We start from the raw sequence: 23,248 nt of genomic DNA on the forward strand, positions 1-23,248 counted from the left end.
CACAACGATGAATAGCAGTTGCCGAGTCTAGCAAAGCCCTTTCGCAAGTTCATGACAAAAAAACAAAAAACCCCGCGTCAGTGTGAACCAACGCGGGGTTTTAAGAGAAACGGTCTGGGTCAGGCCGGCATTACATCATGCCGCCCATGCCTCCCATTCCGCCCATACCACCCATGTCCGGCATACCGCCGCCGGCGCCTTCTTCTTCAGGCTCGTCCGCAATCATCGCCTCGGTGGTGATGATCAGGGAAGCCACGGAAGCGGCAGCCTGAAGGGCAGAGCGGGTGACTTTCGCCGGGTCAAGGATACCCATTTCCAGCATGTCACCGAACTCTTCGGTAGCGGCGTTGTAGCCGTAGGAACCTTCGCCTTCCAGGATCCTGTTCACAACAACGGAGGCTTCGCCACCGGCGTTGGTCACGATCTGGCGCAGCGGAGCTTCCATGGCACGGCGCAGGATGTTCACGCCAGCTTTCTGCTCTTCGTTGATGGTTTCCACCTTATCCAGTGCGGCCATGGCACGGATCAGGGTGACACCACCACCCGGTACAACACCCTCTTCAACCGCAGCGCGGGTGGAGTGCAGAGCGTCTTCAACGCGGGCTTTCTTCTCTTTCATTTCCGTTTCAGAACCGGCGCCTACCTTGATGACGGCAACACCGCCAGCCAGCTTGGCCACACGCTCCTGAAGCTTTTCCTTGTCGTAATCGGAAGAGCTGTCTTCGATCTGCCTGCGAATCTGCTCAACGCGGGCTTCGATATCGGCGTTGGCACCAGCGCCATCGATGATGGTGGTGTTTTCCTTGGTGATGTTCACACGCTTGGCAGTACCCAGGTCATCCAGAGTGGTGTTCTCCAGAGTCAGGCCAACCTCTTCGGAAATCACAGTACCACCGCTCAGAATGGCGATGTCCTGCAGCATTTCCTTGCGACGGTCGCCGAAACCAGGCGCCTTCACAGCCGCCACCTTCACGATGCCGCGCATGTTGTTCACTACCAGAGTTGCCAGCGCTTCGCCTTCAATGTCTTCGGCGATGATCATCAGCGGCTTGCCCGCCTTGGCAACAGATTCCAGCACCGGCAGCAGTTCGCGGATGTTGGAGATCTTCTTGTCGACAAGCAGGATGTACGGGTCATCCAGCTCGGTGGACATGTTTTCCTGGTTATTGATGAAGTACGGAGACAGGAAGCCACGGTCGAACTGCATGCCTTCAACCACGTCCAGCTCGTCTTCCAGGCCACGGCCTTCTTCAACGGTAATAACGCCTTCTTTACCGACTTTGCCCATCGCGTCGGCGATCAGCTGACCAATGGTCTCGTCGCCGTTGGCAGAAATGGTGCCTACCTGGGCAATGTTGCGGTTGTCGTCACAAGGCTTGGACAGGTCACGGATCGCCTGAACAGCAGCGACGGTCGCTTTGTCGATACCACGCTTCAGGTCCATCGGGTTCATGCCGGCGGTAACGGCCTTGATACCCTCACGAACGATAGCCTGGGCCAGAACGGTCGCTGTAGTCGTGCCGTCACCAGCGGTGTCGTTGGTCTGGGAAGCCACTTCCTTGACCATCTGGGCACCCATGTTCTCGAACTTGTCTTTCAGTTCGATTTCCTTGGCCACGGATACGCCGTCCTTGGTAACGGTCGGCGCACCGAAGGACTTGTCCAGAACCACGTTGCGGCCTTTCGGGCCGAGGGTAACCTTTACTGCGTCTGCCAGAACGTTAACGCCCTGAACCATACGTTTACGGGCACTGTCACCGAATCTAACGTCTTTTGCTGCCATGTCTTCTATTCCTGTTCGTTAAACCCAATTTGATTGTTCAATCGGATTGCTGCGTAACCGAGACTTACTCGAGAACGCCGAAAATGTCGTTTTCGCTCATAATGAGCAGGTCTTCACCGTCAATCTTCACGGTATTGCCGGCGTACTGGCCGAAGACCACGGTGTCACCCACCTTGACCGCCAGTGCACGGGTTTCGCCATTGTCGAGAATGCGGCCATTACCTACGGCGATCACTTCACCCTGGGACGGCTTCTCCTTGGCATTGCCCGGCAGCACGATGCCACCAGCTGTTTTCTCTTCTTCTTCCTTACGGCGCACGACAACACGGTCATGTAGTGGACGAATTTTCATTGCTCGATATCTCCAATGTCAGGTTAGGTTTGGCAATGATGGTTGCGTTAAAAGCCGGGGCCTTTAACCAACTGTTTTACAGCGGTTATTAGCCCGCAGCGAACTTGTGAGACCTATGTGGGGGTGGCGCATTGGTTTTCAATACTTGGCGAAAAAAATTTTCACTTTTTTTCTGATGAGTCGTCATCGCTGCGGTCCAGACGCTGATGATCACGTTCGGTCTCATCGCGATACTCACCCTCGATGATGTCATCGTTCCTATCGAAAGGGTTCTGACGGCCGAACGGACCCTCGCGACCACCAAAAGGCCCCTGCCCTTCGAACGGTCCGCGCTGGCCGGCGGTAAAGGTGAAACTGCTACCCTGGCCTGCCACTACCATGCGCTTCAAAGCCTGAGCTGCAAGCCAGTGACGGGAGCCGGGAATCAGGCACAGAAAACCAATGGTGTCAGTGACAAAACCGGGCGTCAGCAGCAAGGCGCCACCCACCGCAAGAATCAGGCCCTCTGCCACTTCCTTCGCCGGCAGTTCGCCGCTATTGAGCCGCTGATTCGCCTTCAGCAAGGTTGCAAGCCCCTGCTGCCTGAGCAGAGCCGCACCAATAATGGCCGTCAACAACACCAGGCCGATGGTATTCAGGGCGCCGATAATGGTTCCCACCTTGATCAGAATCGTCATTTCCACAATTGGCATGACGATAAACAAAAACAGAAAAACGCCCAAAAGAGCCTCCCGGGATCCTGTGTCTGGTTGCGGCGGCGGTAAAAAGCTCTGGTATACTCGCCACGCGTATTAATTCACTACCTTAGGGCAAAACATGAAACTTCAAGATTCGGTGATTGCAATTACCGGTGGCGGCCAGGGCCTGGGCCGAGCCATGGCAGAATATCTCGCCGCCAAAGGCGCCCGCCTGGCGCTGATCGATCTGATACCGGAAAAACTGGATGAAGCCGCCGCTGCGTGCGACAAAGCCGGAGGAAGTGCCAAAACTTACATCTGCAACGTGGCCCGGGAAGAAGATGTCGAGAAGACCTTTGAAGCAATCGCGAAAGACTTCGGCCAGCTCGACGGCCTGGTCAACAACGCCGGCATTCTGCGGGATGGTTTGTTGGTGAAAGCGAAAGAAGGCCAGGTGGAGAAGCGCATGGAGTTGTCCCAGTGGCAGGCGGTGATTGACGTAAACCTGACCGGCGTCTTTCTGTGCGGCCGCGAGGCTGCCACACAGATGATCCGGAACGGCAACCAGGGGGTAATCATCAATATCGCCTCCATCGCCCGCGCCGGCAACATGGGCCAGAGCAACTACTCTGCCGCCAAGGCAGGCGTGTCTGCCCTCGTTCCAGTCTGGGCCAAGGAACTCGCCCGCTACGGCATCCGCTGCATGGGTATTGCCCCGGGCTTTATCGAAACCGAGATGACCGCTTCCATGAAGCCGGAGGCACTGGAGAGAATGAGCGCCAGTATTCCCCTGAAACGCATGGGCAAGCCCGAGGAGATAGCCTCTGCAGCGGTATTCATCTTCGAAAACGACTACATGTCCGGGCGGATGCTGGAGGTTGACGGGGCGCTTCGGCTGTAGGCTGTAGGTCGATGTGATGGTCTCCTCCCCTCCTAATCGGCGTCGCGATGCGCCAGGATAGGGAAGGAGAATTTCCTATCAGAAATGAGGGGAGGAGACCATCACATCGACCTACACCCCAGGTCCAATCCCGTGGCATCCGACACTGAACCAACGATACCATCACACATTACGGCCTCCACCCAAACCGCCGCATAGAAACCCTCCCATCAACCACAACAATTCCCTCCTCCCGCAGACTCTGCGCCTGCACCTCAAACGCCTCACTCCCGATGGGAAACGCAATCTGCCCGCTGCTTCGGATCACCCGATACCAAGGAATGGCGTGCCCCTCGGGAAGCTTGCCGAGAGCCTTACCGATGTACCGGGCCTGCCGCCCCAGGCCGGCCATGTCGGCGATCTGTCCGTAGCTGGCGACTTTGCCTGCAGGGATGGCTGCGACGACCTGCCAGATTTTCTGATCTTTGGTGGGTTCAGTCATAGGGTTTTGGGCTTGGTTTCGGTTTGCGTTGTCGAAGCTACCCGCAAAGTCAGAATCGGCCCGGGGGTGGGGGTACCTTTTCCGCCAGAAAAAGGTGTCTGAGCAAAGCGAGTTCTTTTTCCAAGGAAAGGGTACCCCCACCCCCGGGCCAGAACCCTTTGAGCCTAATCCGACCTGCCGGGTTCGGCTTCCTCATTACGGGGCGCGAGGGCATCCAGTCGCTCACCCTTGCTGATCATGAACCACGCCAGCAGTATGGCCGGTATACCCATCAGGCCCGCCACGAGGAAAAACTCCCCATATCCGAAACCGGCCACTACGATTCCGGAGAAGCCGCCGATAAACTTGCCGGGCAGTGTCATCAGCGAGCTGAACAGCGCGTACTGGGTTGCGGTGAAAGCAGCGCTGGTCATGCTGGACAGCCAGGCGATCAGTGCGACGTTGGCGATGCCGCCGCTGAGATTGTCCGCACTGACCACCAGCGCCAGAGTGGCGATGTTTGGCGGGTATTGAGCCAGCACCACAAATAACAGATTGGTGGCCGCTGTCATGATGGCGCCGGTAAGCAGTATCTTGCGAACGCCATAACGCACCACCATGACACCGCCCACCAGGGAGCCCGCGATAGTCATGAAGAACCCGAAAATCTTGGTCACATCCGCTACCTGGGTCTTGGAGAAGCCCATAAAGTCGAGATAGAAAGGATTGGCCATCACGCCCATGGCAATGTCGGAGATGCGGTACACCGCCACCATCACCAGTATCAGAATCGCCAGTTCCTTGTAGCGCCGGAAAAAATCCAGGAAGGGTCCGGCAACCGCGGCATAGAACCAGCCGATAAATCGGGCCAGGCGAGGATTCAGGTGGGTGCGCTTGCTGGCTTCGTGCTCGATCTTGTCAGCGATATCCTGTGCAGCAGCGAAGTGATTGACCGCGGGTTCCCGCACAATCAGGACAGTGACCATGCCCACCCCGACGAGCAGCGCCATCACTTCGTAAGATACCTGCCAGGACCAGAATTCCGCCAGGTACAGGGCACCCGCCCCGGCCACCAGCAACGCCAACCGATAACCAAATATATAAGTCGCCGCCAAGGCCGCCTGCAGTCGCTCCTCAGCAATTTCAATCCGGTAGGCATCGATGGCCACGTCCTGGGTAGCGGAGGAAAACGCCACCAGCAATCCGCAGAGCGCCATCATCTCCGGTGCGTCGGTCGCATCCACATGGGCCATCAGGTAAAGCCCGGTGGCAATACCCGCCTGAGCCAGCAGTATCCAGCTACGGCGCTTGCCCAGCAGCTTGTCGAGCAGTGGCAGTTTCAGCCGGTCAACAATCGGAGCCCAGAACACCTTGATGGAATAGGTAATCCCCAACCAGCTGAAAAATCCGATCGTCGCCGTTTCCACCCCCACATCTGCCAACCGCGCGTTCAGGGTGGAAAACACCAACAGAAAAGGCAACCCGGCCGAAAACCCCAGGAACAGCAGGGCAATCACCTGCCAGCGGGTGTAGGTGTAGAGGGCATCCCTGATCAGGGCACTGCGATGACCCATGCGGATAATCCTGCCTCCCTTTGGGCAACGGGGTCAGACCCCTGTGGGTAAGTCGTCTTTTGACTTATCCACAGGGGTCTGACCCCAATACATTCAGTCGCGGAAATTGTTGTATTGCAGGGGCACGTCCAGCTCGGACTCTTTCAGCAGCGCAATGGCGGTTTGCAGATCGTCGCGTTTTTTGCCTTTTACTCGCACCTTGTCACCCTCGATGCTGGTCTGGACTTTCAGTTTGGCGTCTTTGATCATTTTAACGATCTTCTTAGCCATGTCGGTCTCGATGCCCTGCTTCAATTGCAGATGCTGTTTGACCAGCTTGCCTGACTTGCTCTCGCCATCTTCAGACAGCGCCCGGGTATCAATATTGCGCTTGGCGAAGGCCATCCGCAGCATATCCATCAGCTGTTCCAGCTGGAATTCCTGCTCGGCACTGATGGTGATGCCCTTGTCGTCCAATTCGATATCCGCTTCCACGTTCTTGAAGTCCCAGCGGTTGCCCAGCTCGCGTTTCGCCTGGTCAACAGCGTTGGTGACTTCGTGCATGTCGATTTCAGAAACTATGTCAAAAGAAGGCATGATGTGTTCTCACTTTTTACAATTATCCACGTCAGGGCAGGCACAAAACGCTATACTGATGCCCTTCGGGGTGAACTCTGGTTTCACAAGGTGCCAAAGCATACCAAGACCGGGGCGGCACCGCATCTGACAATGGACTGGTGAGCAGTAGATAACAATGCCAAATCTTGACCTTCCCATCCTCGTGGTAGACGACGCCAAATTCAGCAGCATGGTGGTGGGCCGCACCCTTCGCAATGCAGGGTACCGCGACGTGCGAATCGCTAACAATGCACCCGCCGCCCTTGAGTTTATCGACCAGCGCCCAGTGAGCGTGCTGATCGCAGACTGGCTGATGCCGGAGATGGACGGGCTGGAGCTGACCGACCAGGTACGCCAGCAGGATGAGCAGAACAACCACTACACCTACGTGATCCTGCTCACTGCCCGTGAGAGTGTGGAAGCGCTATCCGAAGCCTTTGACCGCGGCGTGGATGATTTTATTTACAAGTCAGACATGACCAAGCAGCTGATCCCCCGGATCTTCGCCGCCGACCGCATGGCAGATCGTCAGAACACGCTTCTGAAAGCCAACTCCCTGCTCATTGAAAACAACCGGGAACTGGAAAACAGCAGCATCATCGACCTGGAAACCAGCCTGTGCAACAACCGCTACTCCCGCGACAAACTCGGCAAATGCCTGCGCCAGGCTGAATCCCGCGGCGGAGCCTCAGCCTACGTGCTTTGCGGCATCCGCAACTGGCAGGAGCTCAAGCGCAAGCATGCACCCTCGGTGATGAGCGAACTGGCCGTCGGCATCGCCCGCCGCCTGAGCCATCTGATCCGCCCCATGGATTCCCTGTGCCGCGTGGGCGACAACCAGTACGCGATCATTGCCCACTTCCCCAACAGCGACCATTGCTCGACCACGGCGTTCCGCAGGGTATTCGACGGCATCAATCACAAAGCCCTGAAGACCACAGCCGGCTATATTTCCGTTGAGGCGGGCATGGTGCTTTGCCGCGCCGACGCCCAGCATGGGACGCCCTCTGTTCCGGAAATGGAGCGGGCAGCGGTTCAGGGGCTGGTGGATGCCTATGAGACGCGGCGGTTTACCGAGACAACACCGGAACTGGAGAAAGCCTGAAACACACTCCGTAACACCAAGACACACATCACAAACAGACTTCCCCGAGCGGAAGCCCTATTCTGCAATTGTGGATTTAAGCAGTATCCCCCATGGCGGAGGAGCCGAGTAGTACCTCCGCCGCCAAATGGGGAAACGGTCCACTGAATTAACGAATTTTTCAGGCACTTTCGTTCTTTCCTTGTTTTTAAGCCAGCTTTTTAGCTGGCTTTTTTATTGCTTCGAATGTGGCCTTTGCCCATTTGGCTTGGAGTTCCGCGATGATGGCACTGGGGAGCCTCCTCCAGAAAACGCCCGTGAATACATCCCTGTAGGGCTTGGTCGCGCCATCCATGGCGCTCCACATTTCTGGAGGAGGCTCCCCAGTGCCACCACCGCTTGTTAAAGCTCAAGGTTGCCCGCCGCGTTTCTCTTTTAGTTCTCCGATTCCGTTATACTTCGGTCAACAAAAATCCCAAGACGTTGCTGTAACCATGAAAACCCTCGGAACTGCCTCCGTTGCCGCCCTGCGCCAATACGTTCGTGCTGCCAAATCAGCCGGTGTTAATACCGGTGAGCTTTTCGTAAAAGCCGGGATGGACGCCAAGATCCTGGAAACCGACGACGGACGCATCGACGGCGAGCAATTCCAGGACTTCATCCGCCTTCTAAGCGAACAAACCGGCAACCCCATCCTCGGGCTGGAAACCGGTGACTTCGTGCAACCGGGTTCCTGGAGTGTGCTGGGCTACATCACCATGAGCTGCGCCACCCTGGGCGAAGCAGTCGCCAGAATCGCGCCGTTCGAGAAACTGGTCGGCGACATGGGCACCACCCACCTGACCGACAGCGGCGACCACATCAAACTCACCTGGGCCTGCAACTACACCGACCCGGTGGTCAGCCTCCACATGGTCGACAACGTCTTCGCCTCCTGGATCAACTACGCCCGCTGGATGGCCGATAACAACACCGCCTCGCCAGTGGAAGTCCTACTGAAACACCCCTCACCCGGCCCAGAACTGGAAACCGCCTACACCGAACGCTGGCGCTGCCCCGTCCGGTTTAACGCCAAAAAAGACACCATCGTGCTGCACAAAGACCTGCTGAACACCCCACTGCGCCATCCCGACCCCCTGCTCCGCAAAACCCTGGAAGCCCACGCCCTCAGCCAACTGGCATCACTCGACACCGACACAGCCCTGACCACACGGGTAAAACACAGCATCCGCAAACAACTCATGCACGGCATCACCCGGCAGGACATGGTGGCAGACAACCTCGGTATGACCAGCCGAACCTTGCAGCGCAAACTCAGCCAGGAGGGTGTTTCGTATCAGCAATTGCTGGATGAGGTAAGGCAGGTCATGGCCGAGGACTTCCTGACCAACAGTGACTTGGGGATACCGGAGATAGCACTGAGGCTGGGCTACAGCGAAACAACGTCGTTCCACCGAAAATTCAAGGCTGAAACAGGAAAGACACCAGGGGAATTCAGACAGCTAAAAGCGGTATAAACCGAAGGCAGAACGAGCAAGGCCTATTCAGGCTTTGAGAAACGTGGAGCGCCAGTATGGCGACTCAAAGAGGGCAATAGCGGGCTTCAGAGAGCCAGGCAGGAACGGCTTTTCAGGACTGTCGTTGGCCAAGGATGGCCAACGTCAAGCGCACATGGATGTGCTCGTAGCGTGTCCTGAAAAGCAGTTCCTGCCTGGCGTCTACTCCGAGTCCATCAGGCATGGGCTCAACCTTTAAAGCTTGCGGCCTTTACCAGCGGCAATCCGCAAACGAAGGGCATTCAACTTGATAAAGCCTTCCGCGTCTTTCTGATCATACGCCCCCTGATCTTCCTCAAAGGTCGCAATCTTCTCATCAAACAGCGAATCTTCAGACTTCCGGCCAACCACATCCACATTGCCCTTGTAGAGCTTCAGACGCACCGTACCGTTAACATAAGCCTGGGTCTGGTCGATCAGCGCCTGCAGCGCCTCACGCTCCGGTGACCACCAGTAACCGTTATAGATTACCTCCGCATAACGCGGCATGATGCTGTCCTTCAGATGCGCCACTTCCCGGTCCAGCGTAATGGACTCAATCGCACGGTGAGCACGCAGCATGATGGTTCCGCCCGGTGTTTCATAACAGCCACGGGACTTCATGCCCACGTAACGGTTCTCAACGATATCCAGACGACCAATGCCGTTATCGCCTCCCACCTTGTTCAGATGCTCCAGCACCTCATGGGGCTTCATGGCCTGGCCATCAATCGCGACGATATCACCCTTCTCGTAAGTCACCTCGATGTAGGTCGGCGTTTCCGGGGCCGCTTCCGGAGACACACTCCAGCGCCACATATCCTCCTCGGCTTCCGCCCAGGGATCTTCCAGGTTGATGCCTTCATAGGAAATATGCAGCAGGTTTGCATCCATGGAGTAAGGAGACTTGCCCTTCTTCTTCTCCACCGGAATGTTGCGCTCGTCGCAATAGGCCAGCAGCTTCTCGCGGGAGTTCAGATCCCACTCGCGCCAGGGCGCAATCACTTTCACGCCCGGCTTCAGCGCATAGGCGCCGAGTTCGAAACGCACCTGGTCGTTGCCCTTGCCGGTGGCGCCGTGGGAAATCGCATCGGCGCCGGTTGCGTTGGCGATGTCGATCAGACGTTTGGCGATCAGCGGGCGTGCGATAGAGGTACCCAGCAGGTACTCACCTTCATAGATGGTATTGGCGCGGAACATCGGGAACACGTAGTCACGCACGAACTCCTCGCGCAGATCCTCAATGTAGATTTCCTTCACACCCAGCGCTTTAGCCTTCTCACGCGCGGGTTCCACTTCCTCGCCCTGGCCGATGTCGGCGGTAAAGGTTACCACCTCACACTCATAGGTATCCTGCAACCAACGAACGATTACCGAGGTATCCAGGCCACCGGAATAGGCCAGCACCACCTTTTTAATATCAGACATGCCCTTGCTCCAGACTGAACAGAATGGATGTATCGAAAATAAGGCGCATATTGTACGGGACAGCGGGGGGAATGGCTATTGAGCGGAAAGGAGGGTGGCGTGTTTGTATTTGCTCGCGGCCTTGCCATAGAAAATCCGGTGGAGCTCGCCCCCGGCCTCCATCTGCTTGATGGCGGCGCTGAACTTGCGGGCCACCTCCGGTCGACTTGCGACCCGAGACATGTAAAGAGTGCCTTTCATACCCGGCACATGTTGGCTGGTTCGCAGCATATCCCGGTCCAGGTTCCGCGACGAGAGAGTGCGATAAATGTTGTGGTCGCTGGCCAGGATTGCTGAAATCCGCCCCAGGGTCAGTAAATCCACAGCCTGACTGATGGCGTTCACAGGCACCTTCACAACATCGGTGTCGCCCTCAAAACTCTCTCCCAGATAGGTTCCACGAATGTAGGCCACCCTCTTGCCTTTCAAATCTCTTAGAGTGAGCGGGTAATCAGACTCCGCCATTGCGGCCAACAGAATGTTCACCTGGATCACGGGAGAGACATTGACTGCCTCAATATCCAACACGGGGCTCTGAAACAGAATGCTGAAATTAACGGCGCCTTCCTGCAACTCGACAATCGCCCGACGCAAAGGCCTTAGCCGCGGTTGGACGGGAATGCCCGTGAGCTCGGAAAGCCTTTCGGCAACCTCAATCAGGCTGCCCTGGAGCTCCCCGTCATCAGTTTCATACGCCCAGGGCCAGACATCGGGGATGGAGAAGGTAACCGTTTCCTCCGTTGCCGCTTCGGTGACCGATGCAAACGAAATTCCTGCGACTAAAATCGCAACCAGCAACCATCCGGCTATCCATACCGGAAACCGGCTAACGAACGGCAATCACACAGCCTGCTGTTGCAGCGAAGCAGCTTCTTCGCGGATACCGTCCCAGCCGTCCTTGATAGAGCGTAGCAAGTCGGCAACCTCATCAAGCTTGGCTACGTCGTTTTTTGCGTTTGCTTCAAACAGGGTGCGCTCCATGTAGTCATAGAGAGACTCCAGGCGCACAGCCAGATCACCGCCCTTCTCGAAATCGAGGAAGCCACGCAGGCCGCCAATGATCTCGATGGCCTTGGAAATCAGCTTACCTTTACCCTCGAAATCCTTCGCCTGCATCCGGGCCTTGGCCATGTTGATGCGCTCCAGGGCTCCGTTGTAGAGCAGCTGGATCAGTTTGTGGGGATCTGCATCGGTGATGCTGGTTTGGGTGTTTACCCTTTGGTAAGCTTGTAAACCGTTCATAATTTACCTCTTCTTTCACCAGCAAACGCCAGTTTGTCTGTATTCGGGCCAGCCATATCCAGTATGGCTAATTTAGTTGTCTCGATTATTTTGTGGCGCCAGGGCAGCCAGCTGCTGGCTTACGTAATCACGGGTATTGTTCAGCTGAGCGATAAGAGAATCTGCCGCACTGAACTGACTGACCAAACGCTCCTGGTAGGACTGGATCCGGCGGTCCAGATCCACTCTATCTTCCTGAATACGCTCAAGGTCACGGTTAAGGCTCTCAGTGCGAGAGCTCAGGCCACCAGTTTCACTCAACATACTGGTTATGGTATCTACCGCTTTTTCACTCACACCTTCAATAAAGGAAATCGAGCCCCGGTCCCCGGTCGTTCCGCCGGTGATTCGCACCTGCAGGCCAGCAGCATCGCCACCAGCACTATTGGAAAGAAACAATACCTGGCCATCGCCTTTGGCAGTCTGGCCATTGATCGTACCCTGAACATCTTCCCCTGCTGAGCCGGTAGCCGTAGACAGGTTGGTGCCTGTAGACGTAATTCCGCTGAGCGAACTCAGACTGACATTGGATTCACTGCCAAAACGGCTGGAATTGAATGTCAGGCCACCCGCGTCATCAAAATCTACCTGCACCGAGCGCCCCGCTGACCGCAGTGCATCGTTATCGCTCAGTGCCGTCTGGAGCGCTGCTGCCAGCTCATCCGGTGTATAATCTTTGGCTTCAAGCGAAATCGTTGCGTTGGTTTCACCGTCCACCCGGAAGGTCAGGCTATTACCATCAGCCACGGTGATCGTATCGCCGTTAGCCATGCCATAGTTCAGTGAGCCGCGAGTAGCCATCTGACTGATGGCAATATCATAATCTCCCGGTCGCGTATTCGAACCGCTGCGAACAAACTCAACCTGGGAATCGCTCGCCCTACCCTGCTCTGCGAAGAGCGCCGTAACGTCGTCAGGGTTTTCCAGCAACTCCGCCTGAAACTTCTGGCTATCAAACTGCAACTGACCAGTACGGAAGTCCGTGGTGATACCTACGTCCGCCAGACTGCGAACATTTGCGTCCTCAAGGCCAGGTATCACATCGGTGAGAACACGCTTAAGCTGGTTCTGAATATTTCGGACCGTTGAGTCGCCAGTGAGGATACTCCCCTGGCCGGTTTCGCTATTGAAGGAAGACAACTCGGAAATGGTGGACTGCAACGCATTGAACTTGTCAACGAATGCCTGCACACGTTCAGCTACGGCGGCAGTGTCTTGCTCAACCTTTACCGTTGACTGACCTTCCGCTGTCAGGTTGAAGGTAAGGCCGTCGACAACATTCTCAATAGTGTTCGTCGAACGGGTAACTGCAACGCCATTGATCTCCATCACCGCATCTTTTGCCGCGATGGTTTCCCGAAGACCAGAGTCAGCATCCATGGAGTCATTGAACGCAAACCGGGAAAGACCAGCTGCGTCGGTGTTATTGCCATCGCTATCGGCAGCAGAGATGCTGACAGCATTCGCCGTACCGGTTTCTTCTGCAGACAGCACAAGCTGGTAACCGTCACCGGTGTCAATCACACCGGCAGACACACCTGCATCAGCGTCATTAATGGCATTGGCAAGGCCCTGGAGCGTATCGTTGCTGCCGTCAATCTCGATATTGGTGACCTTGTCACCCACAGACAGGGTCAAGGTGCCCTGGCCTACACTGGTCGAATCCCGATCCGCAAAACTGGCGCGCGTCGCCAGCGCCTGGGACTGGGCGAGGCTGGTCACATTGACACTGTAAGAACCACGGTTAGCCACACTGCTATCCACAGAGACATCAACGTTACCACCAGAAGATGTAGCCGAAAACGATTTCATCGCGTCCGCCGAACCCAACTGGCGCATTGGCAAACGCAACTCGGTGACAGCACTTCTCAGGGTGCCATAGGCGGAAATCAGAGCCTCTGTACGCTCTGTTTTCTGGTTCAACCGCTGCTCGGTAGGCTCACGCTCCGCCGCAACCAGCTGCTCAACCAGATCGGAGTTCAGAACTCCTGACCCAATACCCAATGATGAAATGCTTGCCATAACCATGCCTCCTCAAGGGGGCTCAATTCGATACTGTTCAGTTTATCGGCAGAAAGCGGCAAAACTTTGCCTTTTTGCCCGGCCAATTTGTAACACTGCGTAAACAGAAACACCGCCGGCCCCTCTCGGGTACGGCGGTGCCGGAAATCCATTATTTATATCAGGTCAAAAGCGGCAAGCTTTCACACCTTGATATTAAATAACGTCAGCGGTTCATCCTGCTGCAAGTTTTCTGCCAACCTCAATGCAACCTCATCCGGAATCTGGCGAATCACTTCCTGAGTAGACTGATCGACCACTTTCACAATCGTCTGTCCCAGATCATTATCCACTTCAAACTGCAGATCCCGCTGGACGTTCTGAACAAAATCGTTCAGTTGCGATACCGCTTCATCCAGTTTCTCCCGCTGCGCTTCGTTGCGATTCTCAAGCCGCTCGGCTTTCGAAGGCTCCTGAGCCTGGGTGGGAGACTGAGTGCGGTCCGCACGGCCAGCCGATGAGGGTGCAACCTGGGCTGAGGCATTCCTGCCTTCGGCCTGAGATGACGAAAGTGCCCGAGCCGGAGCCTGCTCACTGGATCGAACCAGCTTCAAATCCGGGCTGTTCAGGTTAACGTCATTCATAGCTCACCTCGCTATCCTTAACGGCGTTAAACCGGGGCGTCTCTTTATCAGACAAACCCCGGCTTTTACCGCTATACCCCGATTACTGCAGGAGGGACAGAACCTGCTGTGGGCGGGCGTTCGCCTGCGCCAGTACAGAGATACCAGCCTGCTGCAGTACCTGGGACTTGGACAGCTTCGCAGTTTCTGCGGCGAAGTCGGCGTCCAGGATACGGCTGTTGGCGGCGCTCAGGTTTTCTGAGGTTGTGGCCAAGTTAGTAATAGTCGACTCAAATCGATTTTGCGTCGCACCGAGAGTGCCTCGAAGAGAGTTCACGGTATCAAGGGCCCGGTCGATATTGGCTATCGCGTCATTGGCGCCAGTTACTGAGGAGATGTCAATGTTACCAATAGAGTTAGACGTGTCGAGCGCTTGAGTTCCGCTACTAAAGCCTTGACCTTGAACCCCTGCGTCAGCCTGATCTGCCGTAATTTCAAAAGACTCATCACTGTCTAGAGACACAGTGCCCGTAACAATATTATCAATCGCTCCACCAGAGGCATCGAGATTTGCAAAAATCGCACTATCTGCGGCGCCGGTACCACCAAATGCGATATTTCGCCCATCCTCGGCTGACAAAACAAGCTCATTCGAATCATTTAGCGACGCTTTGACACCGGTCTGGTTGCTGACCGTGTTGATCGCATCTCTAAGAGATCCGCTTGTATCGCCATTCGTCACCTCTGAAACACTGATGTTCACACCATTGATCGTGAAATCACCAGCATCAATACCAGCCGTTTCCGCAGTAATGGCCCCCAAATTCGTCTCAGTTGCGTTCGCCTCAGCGGTAACGCCAGTCGTGCCTGCAACCGCGTTAATTGCATTCGCAAATGCAAGTGCGGAGCCTGAGTCGCCAGCGGTCGACACGCCGTCAGATTGGGTACTTATTGCAGTCCCATTTATTGAGAGATCCAAAGCTGCATTACCCGTGATTGTGGCTGCTGCCACATCGTCAGCAAGCGTAGTTCCAGTGGAAGTCACTGTTGCATTGGCCCCCAACGCATCAGCTTGCGCATCACCAATAGAAACCGAGATCGTCTGGTTGGCGTTTGCGCCTACCTGAAATTGCTCGCCGTCGAAGCTACCGTCCAGAATATTTTGGCCGTTGAACTGTGTAGTCGTAGCAATTCTGTCAACTTCTGATACCAACTGATCAACTTCTTCCTGCAAAGAAGCTCTGTCTGAAGCAGAGTTGGTCCCGTTCGCTGCCTGCAGCGCCAGATCACGAATTCGCTGCAGGGAGTTTACAGTCTCCTCAAGCGCGCCTTCAGCAGTTTGCGCAAGAGAAATACCATCGTTGGCGTTACGCTGGGCGACATTCAAACCTGAAATCTGAGACTGAAATCTGGTTGAAATGGCCAGTCCAGCCGCATCGTCTTTGGCAGAATTGATGCGCAGGCCAGAAGACAAGCGCTCCAGAGCCTGATCATTAATTCTTTGCGAACTATTCAATTGATTCTGCGCGGAAAGTGACGCGACATTGGTGTTAATACCGAGAGCCATATTGCTTCTCCTTCGACTGGTGTCGTTATTTCATGGAAAAGGTGTGGCGCCCGTTTTTGGTTTGGGAGCGCCTCCCTGTTGCAATGCTTAACGGCGCTTGATTTGGTTCCTTTAGAAAAAACGACCAAAAGATTGTAATAGAATGTAAAAGCGGCAACGTTATTCCTGTTTTCACGTCATGGAAATGCCAGAAACCTGCTCACCGGACGATTGCTGGCTAAATTTATGCTATGCATTTCAATCAACTAAGCTAAATCTGAAAGAACTGGCACACCCTTCGCTTACTTCCCTGCAAAACGGCAAATAAACGACTTTCCGCCGGCAAGGCGCCCATTTTGATCGGGCACTGGGTTACCGGCATCTCTGAGCAGGGAGAAAAGATATGCCTCAGATCATCAACACCAATATTGCGTCGCTGAATACTCAGCGCAATCTGAATGCGTCGCAGGGCGATGCCAATCAGGCTCTGGAGCGCCTTTCCTCTGGTCTGCGCATCAATTCTGCTAAAGACGATGCCGCAGGTCTCGCCATTACCGAGAGGTTCACCTCCCAGGTTAAAGGGCTCAACCAGGCCATAAGAAACTCTAACGATGGCATCTCTCTAGCTCAGGTAGCAGAAGGCGCACTTGGCGAATCAGGCAACATTCTTCAACGGATTAGAGAACTAGCAGTTCAATCGGCTAACGCGACGAACTCCGCATCAGATAGACAAGCTCTCCAATCAGAGGTTAATCAGCTGAAAGAAGAACTAGAGCGGATCGCAACTACAACAGAATTCAACGGTCTCAAGTTGCTGGACGGTAGCTTTCAAGCTCAAAACTTTCAGGCAGGTGCCAACGAGAATCAGACAATAGCCGTATCGATTGAGGGTGCAAGAACGACTGATCTGGCGAACAACACCATAACGGCTCAGAACACGATCCCCAGATCCGGCGCTGGTTCCACAACTGCCGCCAGTGCTGATGGCTCTGTAACCAACACCATTGGTGAACAAGATCTTACAATCTCCAGCTCCATCGGTGAAGCAACAGTGAACATTGATGAGGGCGATACAGCAGAGCAGATTGCTGCAGCCGTAAATAACGCGACTGAATCCACTGGTGTACGAGCCAATGCAAGAACCACTGCCGAGTTCTCCGAATTGGGTGGAACAGGCGATGGAACCGGCACGGTTTCAATGACCATCTCAAGTGGTGGCCAGAAGGCAACCATCTCTGCTCAAATTTCGGATACGGATGATCTTCGATCACTTGCCCAGGAAATCAATGCTGCGTCGGGTAAAACGGGGATTACAGCAGAGGCAGATGACAGCGGAACTCTTAGACTCATTCAGGCTGACGGTAAAGATATCGTAGTCGAAGAGTTTTCGACCAATGCCGACGACACTACTGTTAAATTCAAAGGCAGTTCGGAAGATGCAGCTGACGCAATAACACTGGATGCCTCCGATGATAGTATTGACAGCGCTCGTGCATCCGGCGAAATCTCGTTTGACTCCTCATCATCTTTTGCGGTGACATCAAGCGCTAATGCTGGCGCCGCTCAGGGCAGCATTCTAAGTGTTGATGCAGGAATTTCTGTTGGCTCAACACCTGAAGATGTAAGCACTATTGATATCGGTTCATTCCAGGGTGCCACAGACGCATTGGCAATTGTTGACGCAGCGATAGAACGAATCAGCGGGATTCGTGCCGACTTGGGTGCTGCACAAAACCGTTTGGAGTCCACTATCGCAAATTTAAGTACGACTTCCGAAAACCTCTCAGCGGCAAGGTCCCGTATTCAGGATGCGGATTTCGCAGCAGAAACCGCCGAACTAGCCCGCACCCAGGTCCTCCAACAGGCCGGCCTCTCGGTCCTGGCCCAGGCCAACGCAAGGCCTCAGCAGGTGTTGCAGCTGCTACAGGGCTAATCGCCAACTTCAATGAAGTAACCAAAACAGCCGGACCCAAACCCGGCTGTTTTATTTTGGGGTCAGACCCCAAGACATTTCGCTCAACCAAATGCACTGGGGTCTGACCCCAGCGTATTTGCAGTGGCCTGATCGGCTCGGGGGTGGGGGTACCTTTTCTGCCAGAAAAAGGTGTCTGAGCGCAGCGAGTTCTTTTTCCAAAGAAAAGGTACCCCCACCCCCGGGCCAGCCACCGCAACCATCAGGCAACGCCCCAGCACCAGGTCAGAAACTGGCACACCTTTCGCAGTAACACTTCCAAAGCACTGCAAAACGTCAAAAAACTGCAGACCATTGCCGCTCAGATTGCCGCGGCGGGTTTTACGAGGTGTCCCATGCAAGCACAGCACAACGTTCACGCCACCGACGCACAGAAGGCTCACATCGCGCGGCTTCTGCTGCAAGCGAACTTGGCCTATGGCGAATCCAACAGCCCGATATCGCTGGCTCAGCGGATTAAAGCTCGGTATGAGTGTCGTGGCTATCTGAACGAAGTTCTGGCACAAGAACCCTCTAATGCGGATGCCCTCGGCCTGCTGGGACGGGTGGAGATGGACGATGGGGGCCTAGATAAAGCACACACCCTGTTCACCGACAGCCTCAGCCAGAACCCCGCGCAACCGCAGCAGTTCATCAACCTGGGCTACTGGGCCATCAAATCCGAACGCCCGGCCCTGGCGGAGCAGTATTTCATCCAGGCCCTGGAGATGGACCGGCAATCCGCCGCCGCTTTCTGTGGGGTTGCCCATGCCAAGCGTTTACAGGGCGAGTTCGATGTCGCCTACCTGCATTACCGCAAACTGCTGGAAACCGGCCTGGAATGGCCATCCATCTACAGCGGCATGCTCACCTGCGCTGAACACCTGGACGTGAAGAAAGCAGACACAAAGCTGGCCCGGGACGCCATCCTCTTGTTAAGTCATGACGGCCTGCCCCACCAGGAAATCGGCCGCTTCGTGGCGGCAATCATCCGCCAGCAATACGACCTGGACAACCCGAACGCACAGGTGGCTCTGGATGCCGCCAGCGACGACGAACTGCTGATCCTGGCACTGGAAAAAACCCTGATGCCAGACCCAGCCGTGGAAGAACTGGTCACCCTGCTGCGTCGCGCCATTATCGCCGAAGTGGCACAGACCGTGGAGTTGCGGGACGAGCTCCAGCCACTGGCACTGGCGCTTGCCGTATACGCAGACCGTACCGGCTACGCCCTGACCGCGGAAGACGACGAGGAACGCCTGGTCTCAGCCATCAACGACAGCATCTGCGCGCAACTGGCCCTGGGAGAAGAGCAGGACGGCATGATCGGTTCGCTCATCATTAGCGCGTTGTACGGCGCCATGTTCCACCAGAAGTTCGCCGTTCAGCTTGGTCGCTGGAACCTGGTGGACTGGCCGGTCGCGATGCAACCGGTGATGGCCGCCAGCTACTACAACCGCGCCTCCGAAGAAGCTATCAAACAGAATTTCGACGAGAAAGCCGAAGAGCTTTGCCTGGAAAAAACCGACGTACCCCAGGCCTGGCCCAACTGGTCGAAACTCGCCTATCGCACCGAATCCAGCCTGAAAACCACGATGGCTACGGAGCTGGGCATGAACACAGACCAACTGCCTGGCACCCTACGCATCATGGTCTGTGGCGCCCAGTCCGGCCAGCGCGCCATGGAACTCGCCCACTACTTGAAGGACGTGGAAGTGATTGCCGTGGACGAATCCCTGGCCAACATTGCCAAAGCCACTCGCCTGGCCGGCGAAATGGGCATCAACAATATCGTCTTCTGGCCTTGGTCCATCGCCCAGCGATTTGTAGCGGATGATCACAAGGTGCATTGGATAGAAATCGGCCGCCTGCCCTCGGCGAATATGACCGATGTATCTCTGGCAGCCCTGGTCAGCTCAGCCACCGGAAACGGCGCCGTGGTGCACATGCACACCGCCGTTAACGAACAGACCGACGGCGACCAACAGATCCGCCGCCTGATCGCCCAACACAACCTCAAGCCCACCCGCACCGCCCTGCGCCAGTTGCGTAGAATGGTATTGACCAACCGCCACGACCCGATGTGGCAAGCGCTGTTGGAAGAAACCAACTTCTACGGCCTCGGCGGCTGCCGTGACCGCTGGTTCTGCGAGCAGGACACTGCGCAACTGAAAGAACTGATGGCGCTGGTGAGTAACGAAGTGGAATGGAAACTGGTGAAGGCCCGGGATACCGACGGCCACAGCCTTGCGACTAAGCCCGTGCAGAAGCAAATCCAGGCCGAAGCCCTGGGCAGTGAAGTGCAGAGCCTGATGGGGCAAGGATTGTCAGTGTACTTTCAGCGCCGACGCTGATCGGGGTCAGACCCCCGGACATTTGGCGGCATCAAATGTCTTGGGGTCTGACCCCAAAAGTTCGTCCAGGTGGGCCAGAACATTTCTCTGGTCCTCATTTAACGGCCCCTTCAGCCGCCTCTGGACATAGACTTTAAGTTCGGACAGGCCGGCTTCACATTCGTCGAAAAGCCGCTCCGCCTGGCCTGCCGTCAAGTCACAAACCTGAATACCGAACCGGAGCAGGTGCTTTCTGTTCCACCATTTTTTACTGCCCATCAGCGTCAGTGCAGCAACGTCATGACGGATGTAGGCCGTGGTGCTGACCACGTCGTAAGCCGGCGCCAATCGCACTGACGCAACATTTTCATAGATCAATCCGAAGTTCTTGAGATGCCCGTCACCGTTCTGGAGACGGTTGTTCATGACCACCATCTTGAAAAACTGCCGCAGAGATTCGGCTTTGAAACGCGGGTTCACAAACGTCTTTATGGTTTTGGCGACCTGCTCGTAACTACCACTGTACTTGTCATCCCTCGACTTTGCCTGCAGCACACACATATCCTCAAATCCCATCGGTAGTCCCTCCTGCGTCAGATCGAATCGCTTCATGATAAACAGCGACTCGTCCTCCGAAAGATAGAACTCGGGAACGGGAATACCGGCGTTTTTCAACGCCAACATGCAACAGTACTCATTGAGCGCCAGGGCGGGATACTCCGCTCCCGAGGATTTAACGATATAGTCTTCGAGTTTCAGCGTTGCCTTATTTTCCACCCGGGCCAGAACCTTGGGCTGCACACCGCTCAGCGCAGACCGCAGTGCAAAACGCTGCACCAGCTCCTCGAATAAACCGTCGTTATTGCCGTAAAGCAGGTGATCAAGCTCCAGATCATCGGGCAATCCGGAATCTGCTACCCCATAGTGGACGCGCCCCCGAATACTGGGCGCCAACAGGCTCAACACGCCGAAGTCGTCCGTTTCCGTCAGCTTGGCAAACTGTTTTTTGATCACAGAGAGCAGGTACCCTTCCGGCAAGTGCATCTCAAAAACGGGGTGCAACCGGGGGTGAACATAGTCCCGAAAGCGGACAGGCATGGTCAGTGATACGAACTGATCAGGGCTGGCATCCGGGGCATAGCTGAAAACGAACTGCTGATCCTCCCCGACCAACGTACCGGCAGCGCCGCCCTCAACACGGACATTCAGCTCATTGCTCATCCCTCAGCTCCTCCAGCGTAGGGAACGGAGATTTTTCCCGAACAGACAACTCATAGCCAAGGTAGTCCAGTATCTTGATCACCTTACGAACACCAACATCGCCAGACCTGCCATTTTCAAGCGCATTGATCGTTGCACGGGACAGGCCAAGGTGGTCGGCCATGACTTGCTGGGACACGCTCTGCTGACGCCTCAGAGTTGCGATTGTTTTTCCAAGAGTCGACAAATCCACAGAATCGCACCTATAGCTAATATACTTTACATTTAAACCTAAATATTTTTATTTGTAAAATATATTAACCATAATTAAAGAATGGGGTCAGACCCCCGGACATTTGGCCGCATCAAATGTCTTGGGGTCTGACCCCATGTTTAGACGTAGGGAATCAAAGACTCGCCATATAGATGCAACTCCTCCAGAACATGCCGTCTTTCCGGCGTCAGTTCCGGGTCCGCGGCCAGGCGTTGCAGTTCATGGGCGTAAGCTTCCAGTGATCGCCAACCTTTCTTGGGATTCATCAGGCGCTGGCTGCGGAATTCTTCCCAGCGGTCCATTTCTTCGCCGATCAGGGTATTGGGATAGTTCCTGGCGCGGTAGCGGAACAGCAGTTCATCCAGTCGGGCGTCCTCGAACCGTATTTCCTGCTCACCCAGCGTCTCCACCGGTTGTTGCAGCAGCCAGTTCAGTTTTTCACGGTCGGTTTTGCTGATAAAGCCGCCAGCGTAGAGCTGTTCGTCCGGGTCGGTCAGGTCGCCTTCGTGGGGCTGGTCGAAGGCCTGGGCGATGCGGGCTGGCAGGTCCGGGGCTTTGCGGAGGATGGCCAGGTGCTCACGCAGCTTGTCACCGTCCAGCGCCAGTTCCGCCAATCGGTCTTCGGAGAGCGACTTCAGCATGGTCGCCGGAGCCAGTACCGGGCACTTGTTCAACTGCACACCTTTCAGCGGAAAGCGGCTGGTGCCCTCCCCCAGTTCCGCCTGGGAAGTAAACACCCGCTCACGGATCTGATCAGGCGTGGCGTGGATCAGTTCGCTGGGGTCTTCCCGCAGGTCGTAAACAATCACCAGGTTCTTGTTGGTCGGATGATCCGCCACCGGAGCCACCATCGCGCAGCAGCCCCGGGTGGCCGGGTACTTGGCGGATATGTGGAAGACCGGTTTCATGCTGGCGGTATCCAGCATGGCGCGGGCGGAATGTTTGTCTTTGTTCTGCAGCACGAAATCGAACAGTTTGGGCTGCTTTTCCTTGATCAGCCTGGCCACGGCGATGGTGGCCTCCACATCCGACATGGCATCGTGAGCTGCTTCGTGGGCGATGCCATTAGCCGCTGTCAGCTCCTCCAGCCGGAAGCTGGGGCTACCGTTTTCTTTCTTTGGCCAATTGATCCCATCCGGCCGCAACGCATAGGTCAGCCGCACCATGTCGATGATGTCCCAGCGGGAGTTGCCGTTTTGCCATTCACGGGCGTAGGGATCCCGAAGGTTGCGGTACAGGGTGTGGCGGGTGACTTCGTCGTCGAAGCGCAGGCTGTTATAACCCACGGCACAGGTTCCGGGCTGGCTGAAGGCTTCATTGATCTGGGCGATAAACTCCGCCTCGGGGAAGCCATCCTCCAATGCCTTTTGCGGTGTAATGCCGGTAATCAGGCAGGCTTCCGGCGATGGCAGGTAATCATCGGCCGGTTTGCAGTAAATCACCAGCGGGTCTTCGATGATGTTCAGGTCCGCGTCTGTGCGCACACCGGCAAACTGGGAGGGGCGATCGTGTATGGGGTCGACGCCGAAGGTTTCGTAATCATGCCAGTAAAAAGAGCGGATCAAGGGACTAAGCTCCTGCTGAATGAGTTTAACGCAAGCAGGAGTTT

20 protein-coding genes are annotated in these 23,248 nt (G+C 55.6%); 5 read left to right on the top strand and 15 right to left on the bottom strand.

The features are described 5' to 3' along the window. Positions 1-130: 130 nt before the first annotated feature. The 3 genes from groL to M8010_RS13920 all read right to left on the bottom strand — a co-directional run bounded on the left by groL (position 131) and on the right by M8010_RS13920 (position 2,857). Entirely contained in the window at positions 131-1,783 is a 1,653-nt protein-coding gene (gene groL / locus M8010_RS13910; protein WP_250092157.1) for a chaperonin GroEL, read from the bottom strand. A 64-nt stretch (positions 1,784-1,847) separates the two neighbouring features. After that, positions 1,848-2,135 carry a co-chaperone GroES gene (gene groES, locus M8010_RS13915; RefSeq protein WP_114613282.1) on the bottom strand — a complete coding sequence of 96 codons (288 nt, stop codon included), beginning with the start codon at positions 2,133-2,135 and terminating at the stop codon, positions 1,848-1,850. Positions 2,136-2,296: 161 nt separating this feature from the next. Further along, the gene (locus tag M8010_RS13920; protein WP_250092165.1) at positions 2,297-2,857 is read right to left on the bottom strand and encodes an FxsA family protein; all 561 of its coding nucleotides are present in this window, start codon (positions 2,855-2,857) and stop codon (positions 2,297-2,299) included. 94 nt (positions 2,858-2,951) lie between these two features. On the opposite strand from M8010_RS13920, the gene M8010_RS13925 reads away from it, so the two are divergent. Continuing rightward, positions 2,952-3,713: an SDR family oxidoreductase gene (locus tag M8010_RS13925; protein WP_250092166.1), complete on the top strand. Its 762-nt coding sequence runs from the start codon at positions 2,952-2,954 to the stop codon at positions 3,711-3,713. A gap of 169 nt (positions 3,714-3,882) precedes the next feature. Here M8010_RS13925 and M8010_RS13930 read toward each other — a convergent pair whose 3' ends face one another. The 3 genes from M8010_RS13930 to M8010_RS13940 all read right to left on the bottom strand — a co-directional run bounded on the left by M8010_RS13930 (position 3,883) and on the right by M8010_RS13940 (position 6,323). Next, entirely contained in the window at positions 3,883-4,194 is a 312-nt protein-coding gene (locus M8010_RS13930; RefSeq protein WP_250092168.1) for an MGMT family protein, read from the bottom strand. A 164-nt stretch (positions 4,195-4,358) separates the two neighbouring features. Further along, the gene (locus tag M8010_RS13935; RefSeq protein WP_284048117.1) at positions 4,359-5,747 is read right to left on the bottom strand and encodes an AmpG family muropeptide MFS transporter; all 1,389 of its coding nucleotides are present in this window, start codon (positions 5,745-5,747) and stop codon (positions 4,359-4,361) included. Between the two features lie 93 nt (positions 5,748-5,840). Continuing rightward, complete coding sequence (locus tag M8010_RS13940) at positions 5,841-6,323, bottom strand: YajQ family cyclic di-GMP-binding protein (RefSeq protein ID WP_250092174.1); 483 nt, start codon at positions 6,321-6,323, stop codon at positions 5,841-5,843. A gap of 157 nt (positions 6,324-6,480) precedes the next feature. Here M8010_RS13940 and M8010_RS13945 point away from each other — a divergent pair, with 157 nt between their 5' ends. After that, positions 6,481-7,449, top strand: a complete 969-nt coding sequence (locus M8010_RS13945) for a response regulator (RefSeq protein ID WP_250092179.1) — start codon at positions 6,481-6,483, stop codon at positions 7,447-7,449. Positions 7,450-7,922: 473 nt separating this feature from the next. Further along, positions 7,923-8,945: an AraC family transcriptional regulator gene (locus M8010_RS13950; RefSeq protein ID WP_250092181.1), complete on the top strand. Its 1,023-nt coding sequence runs from the start codon at positions 7,923-7,925 to the stop codon at positions 8,943-8,945. Between the two features lie 234 nt (positions 8,946-9,179). Here the strand turns inward: M8010_RS13950 and M8010_RS13955 are convergent, their stop codons facing one another. The 6 genes from M8010_RS13955 to M8010_RS13980 all read right to left on the bottom strand — a co-directional run bounded on the left by M8010_RS13955 (position 9,180) and on the right by M8010_RS13980 (position 15,902). Then, positions 9,180-10,391, bottom strand: coding sequence for an argininosuccinate synthase (locus M8010_RS13955; RefSeq protein WP_250092183.1), 1,212 nt, complete (start codon positions 10,389-10,391; stop codon positions 9,180-9,182). Between the two features lie 75 nt (positions 10,392-10,466). Further along, complete coding sequence (locus M8010_RS13960; protein ID WP_250092185.1) at positions 10,467-11,270, bottom strand: substrate-binding periplasmic protein; 804 nt, start codon at positions 11,268-11,270, stop codon at positions 10,467-10,469. Next, a complete protein-coding gene (fliS, locus tag M8010_RS13965; protein ID WP_250092188.1) occupies positions 11,271-11,672 on the bottom strand; it encodes a flagellar export chaperone FliS in 402 nt (133 codons plus the stop codon). Positions 11,673-11,744: 72 nt separating this feature from the next. After that, positions 11,745-13,733: a flagellar filament capping protein FliD gene (fliD, locus tag M8010_RS13970; protein ID WP_250092197.1), complete on the bottom strand. Its 1,989-nt coding sequence runs from the start codon at positions 13,731-13,733 to the stop codon at positions 11,745-11,747. 182 nt (positions 13,734-13,915) lie between these two features. Next, positions 13,916-14,356 (bottom strand): flagellar protein FlaG, encoded by a 441-nt coding sequence (locus M8010_RS13975; RefSeq protein WP_250092200.1) that lies wholly within the window; start codon positions 14,354-14,356, stop codon positions 13,916-13,918. Between the two features lie 82 nt (positions 14,357-14,438). Beyond that, the gene (locus M8010_RS13980) at positions 14,439-15,902 is read right to left on the bottom strand and encodes a flagellin N-terminal helical domain-containing protein (RefSeq protein ID WP_250092201.1); all 1,464 of its coding nucleotides are present in this window, start codon (positions 15,900-15,902) and stop codon (positions 14,439-14,441) included. Positions 15,903-16,284: 382 nt separating this feature from the next. Here M8010_RS13980 and M8010_RS13985 point away from each other — a divergent pair, with 382 nt between their 5' ends. Together M8010_RS13985 and M8010_RS13990 are read left to right on the top strand one after the other, a co-directional pair. Further along, the gene (locus M8010_RS13985; RefSeq protein WP_250092203.1) at positions 16,285-17,814 is read left to right on the top strand and encodes a flagellin N-terminal helical domain-containing protein; all 1,530 of its coding nucleotides are present in this window, start codon (positions 16,285-16,287) and stop codon (positions 17,812-17,814) included. Between the two features lie 374 nt (positions 17,815-18,188). Beyond that, complete coding sequence (locus tag M8010_RS13990) at positions 18,189-20,186, top strand: tetratricopeptide repeat protein (RefSeq protein ID WP_250092204.1); 1,998 nt, start codon at positions 18,189-18,191, stop codon at positions 20,184-20,186. Positions 20,187-20,192: 6 nt separating this feature from the next. Here the strand turns inward: M8010_RS13990 and M8010_RS13995 are convergent, their stop codons facing one another. The 3 genes from M8010_RS13995 to sbcB all read right to left on the bottom strand — a co-directional run bounded on the left by M8010_RS13995 (position 20,193) and on the right by sbcB (position 23,204). After that, complete coding sequence (locus tag M8010_RS13995) at positions 20,193-21,386, bottom strand: type II toxin-antitoxin system HipA family toxin (protein WP_250092206.1); 1,194 nt, start codon at positions 21,384-21,386, stop codon at positions 20,193-20,195. Continuing rightward, entirely contained in the window at positions 21,376-21,564 is a 189-nt protein-coding gene (locus tag M8010_RS14000) for a helix-turn-helix transcriptional regulator (protein WP_250092208.1), read from the bottom strand. The genes M8010_RS13995 and M8010_RS14000 overlap by 11 nt, the downstream gene beginning before the upstream one ends. Positions 21,565-21,758: 194 nt before the next feature. Then, a complete protein-coding gene (gene sbcB, locus M8010_RS14005) occupies positions 21,759-23,204 on the bottom strand; it encodes an exodeoxyribonuclease I (RefSeq protein ID WP_250092210.1) in 1,446 nt (481 codons plus the stop codon). Positions 23,205-23,248: the final 44 nt, after the last annotated feature.

Source organism: Marinobacter sp. ATCH36 (genome assembly GCF_023555055.1).
GTDB lineage: Bacteria > Pseudomonadota > Gammaproteobacteria > Pseudomonadales > Oleiphilaceae > Marinobacter.

Coding starts and splice junctions, on each gene's coding strand:
- fliS (WP_250092188.1), bottom strand. CDS start 11,672: ATGAACGGTTTACAAGCTTACCAAAGGGTAAACACCCAAACCAGCATC.
- M8010_RS13940 (WP_250092174.1), bottom strand. CDS start 6,323: ATGCCTTCTTTTGACATAGTTTCTGAAATCGACATGCACGAAGTCACC.
- groES (WP_114613282.1), bottom strand. CDS start 2,135: ATGAAAATTCGTCCACTACATGACCGTGTTGTCGTGCGCCGTAAGGAA.
- M8010_RS13985 (WP_250092203.1), top strand. CDS start 16,285: ATGCCTCAGATCATCAACACCAATATTGCGTCGCTGAATACTCAGCGC.
- M8010_RS13945 (WP_250092179.1), top strand. CDS start 6,481: ATGCCAAATCTTGACCTTCCCATCCTCGTGGTAGACGACGCCAAATTC.
- fliD (WP_250092197.1), bottom strand. CDS start 13,733: ATGGCAAGCATTTCATCATTGGGTATTGGGTCAGGAGTTCTGAACTCC.
- groL (WP_250092157.1), bottom strand. CDS start 1,783: ATGGCAGCAAAAGACGTTAGATTCGGTGACAGTGCCCGTAAACGTATG.
- M8010_RS13950 (WP_250092181.1), top strand. CDS start 7,923: ATGAAAACCCTCGGAACTGCCTCCGTTGCCGCCCTGCGCCAATACGTT.
- M8010_RS13990 (WP_250092204.1), top strand. CDS start 18,189: ATGCAAGCACAGCACAACGTTCACGCCACCGACGCACAGAAGGCTCAC.
- M8010_RS13935 (WP_284048117.1), bottom strand. CDS start 5,747: ATGGGTCATCGCAGTGCCCTGATCAGGGATGCCCTCTACACCTACACC.
- M8010_RS13980 (WP_250092201.1), bottom strand. CDS start 15,902: ATGGCTCTCGGTATTAACACCAATGTCGCGTCACTTTCCGCGCAGAAT.
- M8010_RS13925 (WP_250092166.1), top strand. CDS start 2,952: ATGAAACTTCAAGATTCGGTGATTGCAATTACCGGTGGCGGCCAGGGC.
- M8010_RS13955 (WP_250092183.1), bottom strand. CDS start 10,391: ATGTCTGATATTAAAAAGGTGGTGCTGGCCTATTCCGGTGGCCTGGAT.
- M8010_RS13975 (WP_250092200.1), bottom strand. CDS start 14,356: ATGAATGACGTTAACCTGAACAGCCCGGATTTGAAGCTGGTTCGATCC.
- M8010_RS13995 (WP_250092206.1), bottom strand. CDS start 21,386: ATGAGCAATGAGCTGAATGTCCGTGTTGAGGGCGGCGCTGCCGGTACG.
- M8010_RS13930 (WP_250092168.1), bottom strand. CDS start 4,194: ATGACTGAACCCACCAAAGATCAGAAAATCTGGCAGGTCGTCGCAGCC.